This is a genomic window from Ectopseudomonas composti (assembly GCF_900115475.1).
In the GTDB taxonomy this organism is placed as follows: Bacteria; Pseudomonadota; Gammaproteobacteria; order Pseudomonadales; family Pseudomonadaceae; genus Aquipseudomonas; species Aquipseudomonas composti.
Map to the genome: position 1 here is coordinate 62,463 of NZ_FOWP01000015.1, position 12,104 is coordinate 74,566.

At 64.0% G+C, this 12,104-nt stretch carries 13 protein-coding genes; 11 read left to right on the forward strand and 2 right to left on the reverse strand.

Annotated elements, in window-relative coordinates; translation table 11 throughout:
* Positions 1 to 45: 45 nt before the first annotated feature.
* On the reverse strand, positions 46 to 1,056 hold the full coding sequence (locus BM059_RS21695; RefSeq protein ID WP_074941308.1) for a DUF2804 domain-containing protein: 1,011 nt from the start codon (positions 1,054 to 1,056) through the stop codon (positions 46 to 48).
* Between the two features lie 275 nt (positions 1,057 to 1,331).
* On the opposite strand from BM059_RS21695, the gene BM059_RS21700 reads away from it, so the two are divergent.
* From BM059_RS21700 to BM059_RS21720, 5 genes are all read left to right on the forward strand, one after another.
* Complete coding sequence (locus BM059_RS21700; RefSeq protein WP_037005596.1) at positions 1,332 to 1,829, forward strand: DUF2059 domain-containing protein; 498 nt, start codon at positions 1,332 to 1,334, stop codon at positions 1,827 to 1,829.
* An 11-nt stretch (positions 1,830 to 1,840) separates the two neighbouring features.
* Positions 1,841 to 2,134 (forward strand): BolA family protein, encoded by a 294-nt coding sequence (locus tag BM059_RS21705; RefSeq protein ID WP_037005595.1) that lies wholly within the window; start codon positions 1,841 to 1,843, stop codon positions 2,132 to 2,134.
* A 167-nt stretch (positions 2,135 to 2,301) separates the two neighbouring features.
* Positions 2,302 to 3,240 (forward strand): oxygen-dependent tRNA uridine(34) hydroxylase TrhO, encoded by a 939-nt coding sequence (gene trhO, locus BM059_RS21710; protein ID WP_074941309.1) that lies wholly within the window; start codon positions 2,302 to 2,304, stop codon positions 3,238 to 3,240.
* A 2-nt stretch (positions 3,241 to 3,242) separates the two neighbouring features.
* Positions 3,243 to 3,875: a DsbA family protein gene (locus BM059_RS21715; protein ID WP_074941310.1), complete on the forward strand. Its 633-nt coding sequence runs from the start codon at positions 3,243 to 3,245 to the stop codon at positions 3,873 to 3,875.
* Entirely contained in the window at positions 3,868 to 5,649 is a 1,782-nt protein-coding gene (locus BM059_RS21720; protein WP_074941311.1) for an ABC transporter ATP-binding protein, read from the forward strand. The genes BM059_RS21715 and BM059_RS21720 overlap by 8 nt, the downstream gene beginning before the upstream one ends.
* A 125-nt stretch (positions 5,650 to 5,774) precedes the next feature.
* Here the strand turns inward: BM059_RS21720 and BM059_RS21725 are convergent, their stop codons facing one another.
* Complete coding sequence (locus BM059_RS21725) at positions 5,775 to 6,638, reverse strand: LysR family transcriptional regulator (protein WP_074941312.1); 864 nt, start codon at positions 6,636 to 6,638, stop codon at positions 5,775 to 5,777.
* Positions 6,639 to 6,733: 95 nt separating this feature from the next.
* Here BM059_RS21725 and BM059_RS21730 point away from each other — a divergent pair, with 95 nt between their 5' ends.
* From BM059_RS21730 to maiA, 6 genes are all read left to right on the forward strand, one after another.
* Positions 6,734 to 7,471 carry a CTP synthase C-terminal region-related (seleno)protein gene (locus BM059_RS21730; protein ID WP_074941313.1) on the forward strand — a complete coding sequence of 246 codons (738 nt, stop codon included), beginning with the start codon at positions 6,734 to 6,736 and terminating at the stop codon, positions 7,469 to 7,471.
* A complete protein-coding gene (locus tag BM059_RS21735) occupies positions 7,468 to 7,794 on the forward strand; it encodes an antibiotic biosynthesis monooxygenase family protein (RefSeq protein WP_037005589.1) in 327 nt (108 codons plus the stop codon). The genes BM059_RS21730 and BM059_RS21735 overlap by 4 nt, the downstream gene beginning before the upstream one ends.
* Before the next feature lie 224 nt (positions 7,795 to 8,018).
* Positions 8,019 to 9,101, forward strand: coding sequence for a 4-hydroxyphenylpyruvate dioxygenase (hppD, locus tag BM059_RS21740; protein WP_074941314.1), 1,083 nt, complete (start codon positions 8,019 to 8,021; stop codon positions 9,099 to 9,101).
* A 4-nt stretch (positions 9,102 to 9,105) separates the two neighbouring features.
* Positions 9,106 to 10,239 carry a homogentisate 1,2-dioxygenase gene (locus BM059_RS21745; protein WP_074941315.1) on the forward strand — a complete coding sequence of 378 codons (1,134 nt, stop codon included), beginning with the start codon at positions 9,106 to 9,108 and terminating at the stop codon, positions 10,237 to 10,239.
* A gap of 57 nt (positions 10,240 to 10,296) precedes the next feature.
* On the forward strand, positions 10,297 to 11,283 hold the full coding sequence (locus BM059_RS21750) for a fumarylacetoacetate hydrolase family protein (protein ID WP_074941316.1): 987 nt from the start codon (positions 10,297 to 10,299) through the stop codon (positions 11,281 to 11,283).
* A 97-nt stretch (positions 11,284 to 11,380) separates the two neighbouring features.
* On the forward strand, positions 11,381 to 12,031 hold the full coding sequence (maiA, locus tag BM059_RS21755) for a maleylacetoacetate isomerase (RefSeq protein ID WP_074941317.1): 651 nt from the start codon (positions 11,381 to 11,383) through the stop codon (positions 12,029 to 12,031).
* The last annotated feature ends 73 nt before the right edge of the window (positions 12,032 to 12,104 follow it).

Consider the following 12,104-nt stretch of genomic DNA (forward strand, 5'->3'; position numbering starts at 1 on the left):
TCCACAACTTATCTATCAGATCGATTGGAGCCTTGTAGAGCGCGCCTACCAGCGTGCATGGGTTTCGCCCAGCCAGCCCAACGCGCCATCTACCGGGACCCGCTCGCCCTTGGGGCCGCGCAGCACACCATCATAGTGGCCGAAGCGCTGCACGGTGTTGGCGTGAAAGGGGCCGAGCTTTGGGCAGGCCCTGTGCAGCTGGCGCGGGGTGAAGCGCAGAGATACACGGTCATCTGCGCTGTCCAGGCGCCAGGGGGCCAGCGCTGCCTGCGAGCTGCGCTCGATATGCAGGGGGCTGTCGAGCAATTGCACTTCGCCGCCGAACCACAGGGCGTTTTCCGACTGGCCGCTGTAATCCAGCCAGCCCGCACCGAAGTTGCCGGCGATGCCACCGGCTGCAGCGAAGGCAGCGCGCTGCCAGTAACTGTTCAGCGGCCAGACGCCGCGACCGAAGTCCAGCGCGGCGAAACTCTGGCCCTGCACGCAGCTGTAGTGTTTCCCGCCTAGTTGCAGGCTACCGGCGGTGGGCAGGCCCAACTGGCGACTGGTGGCATGAAAACCGCCATTTTGCAGGGGCGCGACCAGATTGACCGACTGCAGGTGAGCGGGGCGCTGAATGTCCAGGGCCACCTGCAGGGGGTGCCCACCGATATCCGGTGCGGCTGCGGTAAGGCGCAGCCGGCCGGGGTGTTCGTCGATACGCAGCTGCAAGCGAGAGTGGCTGAAGGAGTGGCTCTCCAGCGGCAGATCGGGCAGTTGGCAGCCGAGTGCGAAGGGGCGGAACTGGGTATGGGCCACGGCCTGGCCGGTTTCCAGATCGAGAAAGTAGGCGGCGCCGTAGCCGAGGTAGTCGAGGTCGGCCAGGGTCAGCGAGAGCATCCACTGCGGTGTGGTGATGCACCAGTGGTTCCAGCGTTTGCGACGTCCGGCGTGGCCGTGCAGGGTGCAGTCCACCTGCGGGCGGCTGGACCAGCCAATGGCCTCGTCCAGCAACCGGCCCTTGCTGTCGCAGAGCGGCTGGAGCGGAAAGGGGGCGTGAGAGGTGAGGCTGGTCATCGGGCACGTCCATGTGTGTGCGCGGGCTGGCGATCAATTGCCGGATACTGGGGTGCGCATGCCTGGGTAAAGATAGTCGGGGTCGCACAGCATGCCGAGCCCGGCCAAGCATGAGCAAGTACTGGCATTTTGGCAACTGACCAGTGGGTGCGCTGCTGAACAGGCGGTGTGTGACCTCGTGCACAACTCGCGCCGCTTGAGGGATTCTGGCGTAGGGCACAAAATGCCGCCACCGCAGTCTACCCAGACTCACTCATCACCAGTGGAAGCTTCCCATGCTCCGTTTTTCCAAACTCTGCACCGCCGTTCTGCTCAGCGCTAGCGCATCCCTGGCCATGGCCGATGCCGCCAGCCACGCCGCCGATGCCGAGCGTTTTCTCAAGCTGGCCCACGCCGACAAGCTGACCGTGCCGGTCTACGGCCAGGTGCAGCAGATGTTCGCCCAGCGTTTCGCCCAGGCGCCGGATGGCAAGAAGGCGGTGTTGGAGAGTTATCAGGCCAAGGCCAACACGGCGCTGGACAAGGCCGTCGGCTGGGACAAGCTGAAGCCGGACATGGTCAAGCTCTACACCACTAACTTCAACGAGCAGGAACTCAAGGACCTGATCGCCTTCTACGAGTCGCCGCTGGGGCAGAAGGTGCTGCAGAAGATGCCAACCCTGACCGCACAGTCCGCGCAGATCACCCAGAGCAAGCTGGAGTCCGCGGTGCCTGAGGTGAACAAACTGCTGGCCGACATGGGTAACGAACTCGGCCTGCCGAAACAGCCCTGATGGAGCCCAAGATGTCCAAGCAAGACCTGATCGTCACCGCCCTGACGGCGCTGCAGCCTGAGCACCTTGATGTGTTGGACGAGAGCCATATGCACAGCCGTGGTCTGGAGACCCATTACAAGGCGGTGATCGTCAGCCCGGCCTTTGCCGGCCTGAATGCGGTCAAGCGGCATCAGAAGGTCTACGCCACGGTCGGTGAGCTGATGGGGCAGATCCACGCGCTGGCGCTGCATACCTACACCCCTGAGGAATGGGCCGCGCAGGGCGTGGCGCCAGCTTCGCCGACCTGCCGCGGCGGTCATTGATCTAGCCCGGATTGCATCCGGGCTACGTGACAGGCTGTCGCGCCTTGTCGCCAAGCCACCCCGGCGAATCCCTGCTTTGCTACAATCCGTCCGCGCCGGCTCATGCCGGCGTTTTTCATGTCACCCCAGTCCGCCCTTTACGTGGGCGACTACTGAGAGAACTGTTCATGACCGACAAGATCGTCGTTGCGGCGCTGTATAAATTCGTCTCCCTGCCGGACTACGAGGCGCTGCGCGAACCCCTGCTGCAAACCCTGATCGACAATGACATCAAGGGCACCCTACTGCTTGCCGAAGAGGGCATCAATGGCACCGTGTCCGGCACCCGCACCGCTATCGATGCGCTGCTCGCCTGGTTCCATCTGGATGCTCGTCTGGCCGATATCGATCACAAGGAATCCTATTGCGATGAGCAGCCGTTCTATCGCACCAAGGTCAAGCTGAAGAAAGAGATCGTCACCCTCGGCGTGCCCGGCGTCGACCCCAACCAGCGCGTTGGCACCTATGTCGAGCCGCAGGACTGGAACGCCCTGATCAGTGATCCCGAGGTGCTGCTGATCGACACGCGCAACGACTATGAAGTGGCCATCGGCACCTTCGAGGGCGCCATCGACCCCAAGACCAAGTCGTTTCGCGAGTTCCCCGAGTACATCCGCGAGCACTTCGACCCGAGCAAGCACAAGAAGGTGGCGATGTTCTGCACCGGCGGCATCCGCTGCGAGAAAGCCTCCAGCTACATGCTTGGCGAGGGCTTCGAAGAGGTCTATCACCTCAAGGGCGGCATCCTCAAATACCTGGAGGAAGTGCCGCAGGAACAGACCAAGTGGCAGGGCGACTGCTTCGTCTTCGACAATCGCGTGACCGTGCGCCATGACCTCTCCGAAGGCGACTACGATCAGTGTCACGCTTGCCGCACACCGATTTCCGTGGAAGAGCGTCAGTCCGAGTTCTACAGCCCCGGCGTGAGCTGCCCGCATTGCTGGGATTCGCTGCCGGAGAAAACCCGCGAAAGCGCGCGCGAGCGGCAGAAGCAGATCGAACTGGCGCGCCAGCGCAACCAGCCGCATCCCATCGGCCGCGACCCCCGCCAACTGAACGAGGCCTGATCATGGCTAGCCATCTGCTCTACGTTATGGACCCGATGTGCTCCTGGTGCTGGGGTTTTGCACCTGTAGTCGAAGCCCTCGCCGAGCAGGCGGCCGCTGCCGAGGTACCGCTGCAGATCGTGGTGGGCGGCCTGCGCCGTGATCAGGTGGCCGTCGATGCCGCCGCGCGGGTGCGCTATCTGGGCTATTGGCAGGCGGTCAATGCCAGCACCGGTCAGCTGTTCGATTTCGAGCACGGTCTGCCGGAAGGGATGGTGTATGACACCGAGCCTGCCTGCCGCGCGCTGGTGACCGCCCGCAACCTGCATGCACCGAGTGCCTGGACGCTGCTCAGGCTGATCCAGCAGGCCTTCTATACTGAGGGTGCCGATGTCACCCAGGCCGGCGTGCTGGTGCAACTGGCCGAACAGGCGGGCATCCCGCGTATCGAGTTCGCCGAGGCCTTCGACAGCCAGACCATGCAGGAGGCGACCGCTGCCGACTTCACCTGGGTGCAGGATCTGGGTATCGCCGGCTTCCCCACGCTGCTCGCCGAGCGCGATGGCCAACTGGCGCTGCTGACCAACGGCTACCAGCCGCTCGAAGTGCTATCGCCGCTGCTGAGCCGCTGGCTGGAGCGCGCTGCCAATGCCTGATCGGTTGAGCTGGGCAGAAATTCGTCGCCTGGCCCTGCGTCACAAGAAAGCACTGATCCTGGCCAATCTGGTTGCCGTCCTGGCGACCCTGTGCAGCGTACCGATTCCATTGCTGTTGCCGCTGCTGGTCGACGAAGTGCTGCTGCATGACGGTGATGCGGCGCTCAAGGTGATGGACAACTTCCTGCCGACCGAGTGGGAAACGGCAGCCGGCTATATCGGCCTGATGCTAGTGCTGACCCTGCTGCTGCGCGGCTCGGCGCTGATCTTCAACGTGTTGCAGGCGCGGCTGTTCGCCAGGCTATCGAAGGACATTGTCTATCGCATCCGCATGCGTCTGATCGAGCGCCTCAAGCGCATCTCCCTCGGCGAGTATGAGAGCCTGGGCAGCGGCACGGTGACCACCCACCTGGTCACCGACCTGGAAACCCTGGACAAATTCGTTGGCGAGACCCTGAGCCGCTTCCTGGTGGCGGTGCTGACCCTGGTCGGCACCTCGGCCATTCTGATCTGGATGCACTGGCAACTGGCGCTGCTGATCCTGCTGTTCAACCCGCTGGTGATCTACGCCACCGTGCTTTTGGGCAAGAAGGTCAAGCACCTGAAGAAGCTGGAGAACGACAGCACGTCGCGTTTCACCCAGGCGCTGAGCGAGACCCTGGAAGCGATTCAGGAGGTGCGTGCCGGTAATCGTCAGGGCTATTTCCTCGGCCGCCTTGGCGGTCGGGCGCGTGAGGTGCGTGACTATGCCGTGGCTTCACAGTGGAAGAGCGATGCCTCCAACCGTGCCAGCGGCCTGCTGTTCCAGTTCGGTATCGATGTGTTTCGCGCTGCGGCGATGCTCACCGTGCTGTTCTCCGACCTGTCCATCGGCCAGATGCTGGCGGTATTCAGCTACCTGTGGTTCATGATCGGCCCGGTCGAGCAGTTGCTCAGCCTGCAGTACGCCTTCTATGCCGCAGGGGGCGCGCTGACGCGGATCAACGAACTGCTGGCGCGCAAGGATGAGCCGCAGTACGACGGGCGTGTCGATCCCTTCAAAGGGCGCGACACGGTGGGTATCGAGGTGCGTGGGCTGACCTTCGGCTATGGCGAGGAGCCGGTGCTGGACCGCCTCGATCTGTCCATCTGCCCCGGTGAAAAGGTCGCCATCGTCGGTGCCTCCGGTGGTGGAAAAAGCACCCTGGTACAGCTGCTGCTGGGCCTGTATACGCCGCAGGCCGGCAGCATTCGCTTCGGCGGCAGCGCGCTGGAGGAGATCGGCCTGGACTGCGTGCGTGACAACGTCGCAGTGGTGTTGCAGCACCCGGCGTTGTTCAACGACACGGTGCGCGCCAACCTGACCATGGGCCGTGAGCGCAGCGACGAAGCCTGCTGGCAGGCGCTGCGCATCGCCCAGCTCCACGACACGATCGCGCAGCTGCCGCAAGGGCTGGACAGCGTGGTCGGGCGTAGCGGGGTGCGGTTGTCCGGCGGGCAGCGCCAGCGCTTGGCCATTGCCCGCATGGTGCTGGCCGAACCGAAGGTGGTGATCCTCGATGAGGCGACCTCGGCACTGGATGCCGCCACCGAGTACGCCCTGCATGAAGCGTTGGCGCAATTCCTTGAAGGTCGCACCACGCTGATCATCGCCCACCGCCTCAGTGCGGTGAAGCAGGCGGATCGCGTGCTGGTGTTCGATGGCGGCAGCGTCGCCGAGGATGGTGACCACCAGCAGCTGATCGCCGAAGGTGGCCTGTACGCCAAGCTCTATGGGCATTTGCAGCAGGGTTGAGGTGCCTATTCTTTGGGGCTGAAACGGAATGCCGCCTAGCCGCTCCTACGAATCAGAAGCCGCTTCTATGGGATAGGTAGGAGCGGCTTCAGCCGCGACGGGGTGACCTCTCCACTGGACCTGTCTTAGCCTGGCATCATCCAAGCTTCGCTCAATTCCTCGAACAGCGTCTGTACCGAGCGCAAGGCGCGGCAATCCGGGCGGGTCAGCAACCAGAGTTCGGTGTCGCAGCTGGCCAGTGGTGGGCCGAGTGGCTTGAGTTCGGGGTGGGCGCGCAGCACGAAATCGGGCAGGGCGGCGACGCCCAGTCCGGCGCGTGCCAGTTGCGCGACGGCGTACATGCTGCTGCAGCGGTAGTTGGGGGTGACACCCGGCAATTCGCGCAGGCGCCAGAGCACCGTGGCGTGATCCGGCATCGCTTCGTCCGGGGCAATCCAGCTCTGCCGCGCCAGGTCGCTGCGATCCTGCTCATCATCACGGGCGCAAACGACGTAGGACACGCTGGCCAGGCGCCGGCCGACCAGATGCTCCGGCGGCTCATTGGTCAGGCGCAGGGCCAGGTCGGCATCGCGCCGGCTCAGGTTGGCGAAGTCGTTGGAGGTCACCAGCTCCAGCGCCAGCGCCGGGTAGCTGGGCATGAAGCGCGCCAGCGCCGGTAGCAGCAGGCTGCTCAAGACCGCATCGGTGCAGGTCAGCCGCACCGTGCCACTGACCACCTGCTTGCCCAGTTCAAGCGCTACACGCGCGGCATCCAGCGCCTGTTCGGCGCGTTCGGCCTGCTCGGCCAGGGCGCGAGCGGTTTCGCTGGGTTCATAGCCGCGTCGGCTCTTCTCGAACAGCGCCACACCCAAAGCAGCCTCCAGCCGACGCACGGCGCGGAACACCGTCGATACATCGACCTGCATCAGTTCTGCAGCGCGCGCCAGGGAGCGACCACGCACCAGGGCGAGTACCAGGGACAGGTCGGTATGATCGATTTGATATTGCATGGCTGCAATCTCTGCTTGTCTATTCGCCAATTATTATTGCGTGAGCGCCATCTTATAGTGGCAGGCAAACCGCCATGCAAGAGGGGGAAGTGCGTATGTACAGCAAGTGTCGAGTCAGGGTCGCTCTGGTAGGTGACTACAATGCGGCGATTGCCGCGCACCGCGCGATTCCCGAGGCGCTGCGCCTGGCCAGCGAGGCACTGGGTGTGGCGGTCGAACATGACTGGCTGGCCACCGACGGTCTCGTCGATGACGCCACCCTGATGGCTTACGACGGTATCTGGTGCGTGCCCGGTAGCCCCTATGCCGCGACCGAAGGCGCGTTGCGCGCCATTCATTTCGCGCGCGAGCAGGGCGTGCCGTTCCTGGGCACCTGTGGCGGCTTCCAGCATGCGCTGCTGGAATACGCGCGTAACCGTCTGGGCTGGACAGAGGCCGAACACGCCGAGCTCTCGCCGCAAGCGCAGCACCCTCTGATCGCGCCGCTTAGCTGTGCCTTGCTCGACGTCAGCGAGCACGTGCACCTGGTTTCCGGCTCGCGCATTGCCGAGCTCTACGGTGTACGTGAGATCAGCGAGCAGTACCTGTGCCGCTACGGCCTGGCCGATGCCTTCGTCGAACCGCTGATGGCCCAGGCGCTGAAGGCCTCCGGGCATGACCAGGCTGGGGCCGTGCGGGCCATCGAGCTGGACGATCATCCGTTCTTCATCGCTACCCTGTTCCAGCCCGAGCGCGCGGCACTGGATGGTCGTCTACCGCCGCTGGTCGCTGGTCTGGTCGGCGCCTGTGCGGTGCAATCGGTGCACGAAGCACACCTGGCCGTGGCGTCGTGATCGCCGCCACACCGGAGCCACCTTATTACGTGGTGATGTTCACCTCGGTGCGCACGGAGGTGGACGCCGGTTATGCCGAGGCTGCGCAGCGCATGCTGGAGTTGGCCGCGCAGCAGCCCGGCTTTCTCGGTGTGGAGTCGGCGCGCAGCGACGGCCTGGGTATCACCCTGTCCTACTGGCAGAACGAGGAGGCCATTCGCGCCTGGCGCGAGCAGGCCGAGCACAGCGCCGTTCGCGAGCAGGGGCGCGCCGACTGGTACGCCGCCTTCACCACTCGCGTGGCCAAGGTAGAGCGGGCCTACAGCTTCTCGCGCCCGAGCTGAGTGATAGCGGCAAGCCGGCTGGCCACCGTGTAAGGATTTTTTTACGCATGCCAGGGCTTTGCGTGCCTTGCCAGGGAGGCGTAAGGAAAATTTGCCACTGCTGATCGCGGCCACTGCGTCCAGGTGCCGCAAGCCATCTTGAGGTCGGTTCCGCGCTCGGTTGTCATGGGGTTGTCCGCAACGCATTCGTGCGCTTGCCATAACAATGACAATCAGGAGGCGAGATGAACGCCGTGGCCAAGATAGAGCAGCACAACCCCATCGGAACCGACGGTTTCGAATTCGTCGAATTCACCGCACCGAATGCCGAAGGTATCGAGCAACTGCGCCAGTTGTTCACCGCCATGGGCTTCACCGAAACCGCCAAGCACCGTTCGAAAGAGGTGTGGCTGTTCCAGCAGAACGATATCAACATCGTGCTCAACGGCAGCCCCACCGGGCATGTGCGTGCCTTCGGCGAGAAGCATGGCCCCAGCGCCTGCGCCATGGCCTTCCGGGTCAAGAACGCGGCCCAGGCTGCGGCTTACGTCGAGCAGCAGGGCGCCACGCTGGTGGGCAGTCACGCCAACTTCGGCGAGCTGAACATCCCCTGCGTCGAAGGAATCGGCGGCTCGCTGCTGTATCTGGTCGACCGTTACGGCGACAAGAGCATCTACGATGTCGACTTCGAGTACATCGAAGGCCGCAGCGCCAACGACAACTCTGTTGGTCTGCAGTGCATCGACCACCTGACCCACAACGTGCGTCGCGGGCAGATGGACGTGTGGTCCGGCTTCTACGAGCGCATCGCCAATTTCCGCGAGATCCGCTACTTCGATATCGAAGGCAAGCTCACCGGCCTGTTCTCCCGCGCCATGACCGCGCCGTGCGGCAAGATCCGCATCCCGATCAACGAGTCGGCTGATGACAAGTCGCAGATCGAGGAATTCATCCGCGAGTACCACGGCGAAGGCATCCAGCACATCGCCCTGTCTACTGACGACATCTACGCCACCGTGCGCCAGCTGCGTGCCAACGGCGTGGACTTCATGGCCACCCCGGACACCTACTACGAGAAGGTCGACAGCCGCGTCGCCGGCCATGGTGAGCCGACCGACGTATTGCGTGAGCTGAACATCCTCATCGATGGCGCGCCTGGCGATGACGGCATCCTGCTGCAGATCTTCACCAACACGGTGATCGGCCCGATCTTCTTCGAGATCATTCAGCGCAAGGGCAACCAGGGCTTCGGTGAGGGCAACTTCAAGGCCTTGTTCGAATCCATCGAGGAAGACCAACTGCGTCGCGGTGTGATCTCCGAGGAGTGATGCCATGAGCCGTCAATGGATCCGCTTTCCCCTGCGTGAAGGCGAGTGCTCGCGCCAGGCGCACTGCGATCTGCCGCAGGGCACCTACGAGCGCGAAATGGGCCGCGAAGGCTTCTTCGGCCCCACCGCGCACCTGCACCACAAGCATCCGCCCACCGGCTGGATCGACTGGGAAGGCCCGCTGCGCCCGCACGCGTTCAACTTCAACGACATCCCCAGCGAGCGCGACTGCCCGCTGGCGGCGCCGCTGACGCTGCACAACGCCGACGTGAAATTGCGCGTCTGGCGTACCCACGGCGCCATGCGCCACCTGGTGCGCAATGCCGACGGCGACGAGTTGTTGTTCGTGCATGAAGGCAGCGGGCACTTCTATTGCGACTTCGGCCATCTGGAATACCGCGATGGCGACTACCTGCTGATTCCGCGCGGCACTGCCTGGCGTATCGAGGCCAGCACGCCGAGTTACTTCCTGCTGATCGAGAACAGCGACGGCGCTTATCAGTTGCCGGACAAGGGCCTGCTCGGCCCGCAGGCGATCTTCGATTTGGCGGTGCTGGAGCATCCGCACATCGACGACGCCTTCAAGGCGCAGCAGGACGAAAACACCTGGCAGATCCGCATCAAACGGCGCGGCCAGATCAGCACCGTGACCTATCCCTACAACCCGCTGGACGTGGTCGGCTGGCACGGCGACAACACCGTGGTGCGCCTGAACTGGCGCGACATTCGCCCGCTGGTCAGCCACCGCTACCACCTGCCGCCGTCGGTGCACACCACCTTCGTTGCCAATGGTTTCGTGATCTGCACCTTCACCCCGCGCCCGGTGGAGTCCGACCCCGGTGCGCTCAAGGTGCCGTTCTTCCACAACAACGACGACTACGACGAAGTGCTGTTCTACCACCGTGGCAACTTCTTCAGCCGCGACAACATCGAGCAGGGCATGGTCACCCTGCACCCGTGCGGCTTCCCCCATGGGCCGCACCCCAAGGCACTGAAGAAGAGCCAGGAAGATCCGGCCACCTTCATCGACGAGGTGGCGGTGATGATCGACACCCGCCGCGCCCTGGAAGTGAGCGATGCCGCTGCTGCGGTGGACGTGGCCGAGTACGTCAACTCCTGGCGCGCGCCGGGTATGTAGCTGCACACGGATTTCTGATTGCAATGGTGCGCACGGCGCACCCTACGAGGTTTGAGCATGAAACTCGCATCACTGAACCAAGGCCGCGATGGCGTGCTGATCGTCGTTTCCCGCGATCTCACCCGTGCCGTAGTTGTGCCGCAGATCGCTTTCACCCTGCAGGCGGCGTTGGACGACTGGGCCGTGGCCCGGCCCAAGCTCGAAGCAGTCTATCAGCGCCTCAACGATGGCATGGAAGAGGGCGCGTTCGACTTCGATCAGGCCGCCTGCCACAGTCCGTTGCCGCGTGCCTATCACTGGGCGGATGGCAGCGCCTACGTCAATCATGTCGAGCTGGTGCGCAAGGCGCGTGGCGCCGAGATGCCGGAGTCGTTCTGGCACGACCCGCTGATGTACCAGGGCGGTGCCGATGCCTTCATCCCGCCGCACAGCCCGATACGCCTGGCCGACGAAGCCTGGGGCATCGACCTGGAAGCCGAACTGGCGATTGTCACTGACGACGTGCCGATGGGCGCCACGCCAGCCGAAGCGGATGGCCATATCCGCCTGCTGATGCTGGTCAACGACGTGTCGCTGCGTAACCTGATTCCTGGCGAGCTGGCCAAGGGCTTCGGTTTCTACCAGAGCAAGCCGTCGTCGAGCTTCTCGCCGGTGGCCATCACCCCGGACGAACTCGGTGAGAGCTGGAAGGACGGCAAGGTGCACCGGCCGCTGGTGTCGCACATCAACGGTGCGCTGTTCGGCCAGCCGAACGCCGGTGTGGACATGACCTTCAACTTCCCAACCCTGGTGGCACACGCGGCCAAGACCCGCCCGCTGGGCGCCGGCACCATCATCGGTTCGGGCACCGTGTCCAACTATGACCGCAGTGCGGGCTCGAGCTGCCTGGCGGAGAAACGCATGCTGGAGATCGTCGAGTCGGGCGAGGCGAAAACGCCGTTCCTCAAGTTCGGCGACCGGGTGCGCATCGAGATGTTCGATGTCGTCGGGCAAAGCCTCTTCGGCGCCATCGATCAGGTGGTGGAGCGCTACGACGCCAGATGAATTGTAGGAGCGGCTTCAGCCGCGATCAGCCTTGAACGTGCTGAAAACATCGCGGCTGAAGCCGCTCCTACGGTTTGCGTTTTGCAAGGAATTCACAATGTTGAAGCTCTACGGCTACTGGCGCTCCAGCGCTGCCTATCGCGTGCGTCTCGCGCTGAACCTCAAGGGACTGGCCTACCAGCAGGTGCCGGTGCACCTGGTCAAGGACGGCGGGCAGCAGCACGGTGCCGACTACCGCGCGCTCAACCCGCAGGGCCTGTTGCCGCTGCTGGTGGACGAAGAAAACGGCGGCGTGCGCATCGCCCAGTCGCTGGCGATCATCGAGTACCTCGAAGAAATCTTCCCGGTGCCGGCGCTGCTGCCGGCTGACCCGGCCGAGCGCGCCCAGGTGCGGGCGCTGGCGCTGCATATCGCTTGTGACGTGCACCCGCTGAACAACCTGCGGGTGCTGCAGTACCTGAGCGCTGAGCTGGGCGCCAGCGATGAGGCGAAGAACGCCTGGTATCGGCATTGGGTCGCCCTGGGCCTGGCCGCCGTGGAGGAGGGACTTACCGTGTTCGACGGGCGTCTGTCGCTCGGCGAGCGGCCTGGATATCTGGAAGCCTGCCTGATTGCGCAGCTGTATAATGCGCGGCGTTTTAACTGTGACCTTGCCGCGTACCCACGCATTGTCGCCATGGCGGCGCGCTGTGAACCCCTGGAGGCCTTTCAACTGGCCGCACCGGAGGCACAAGCCGACGCTCAGTGACACCTTCGGCTTCACCCAAGCCTTGCATTCCGCTGCGCCACAAGCGCGGCGGGTCCGATTCCGTCACAGATAA

What these genes read in the sequence shown, in the direction of transcription:
- BM059_RS21745 (WP_074941315.1), top strand. Translation starts at nt 9,106, where the DNA reads ATGAGCCGTCAATGGATCCGCTTTCCCCTGCGTGAAGGCGAGTGCTCG.
- BM059_RS21730 (WP_074941313.1), top strand. Translation starts at nt 6,734, where the DNA reads ATGTACAGCAAGTGTCGAGTCAGGGTCGCTCTGGTAGGTGACTACAAT.
- hppD (WP_074941314.1), top strand. Translation starts at nt 8,019, where the DNA reads ATGAACGCCGTGGCCAAGATAGAGCAGCACAACCCCATCGGAACCGAC.
- maiA (WP_074941317.1), top strand. Translation starts at nt 11,381, where the DNA reads ATGTTGAAGCTCTACGGCTACTGGCGCTCCAGCGCTGCCTATCGCGTG.
- BM059_RS21695 (WP_074941308.1), bottom strand. Translation starts at nt 1,056, where the DNA reads ATGACCAGCCTCACCTCTCACGCCCCCTTTCCGCTCCAGCCGCTCTGC.
- BM059_RS21715 (WP_074941310.1), top strand. Translation starts at nt 3,243, where the DNA reads ATGGCTAGCCATCTGCTCTACGTTATGGACCCGATGTGCTCCTGGTGC.
- trhO (WP_074941309.1), top strand. Translation starts at nt 2,302, where the DNA reads ATGACCGACAAGATCGTCGTTGCGGCGCTGTATAAATTCGTCTCCCTG.
- BM059_RS21705 (WP_037005595.1), top strand. Translation starts at nt 1,841, where the DNA reads ATGTCCAAGCAAGACCTGATCGTCACCGCCCTGACGGCGCTGCAGCCT.
- BM059_RS21720 (WP_074941311.1), top strand. Translation starts at nt 3,868, where the DNA reads ATGCCTGATCGGTTGAGCTGGGCAGAAATTCGTCGCCTGGCCCTGCGT.
- BM059_RS21750 (WP_074941316.1), top strand. Translation starts at nt 10,297, where the DNA reads ATGAAACTCGCATCACTGAACCAAGGCCGCGATGGCGTGCTGATCGTC.
- BM059_RS21725 (WP_074941312.1), bottom strand. Translation starts at nt 6,638, where the DNA reads ATGCAATATCAAATCGATCATACCGACCTGTCCCTGGTACTCGCCCTG.
- BM059_RS21700 (WP_037005596.1), top strand. Translation starts at nt 1,332, where the DNA reads ATGCTCCGTTTTTCCAAACTCTGCACCGCCGTTCTGCTCAGCGCTAGC.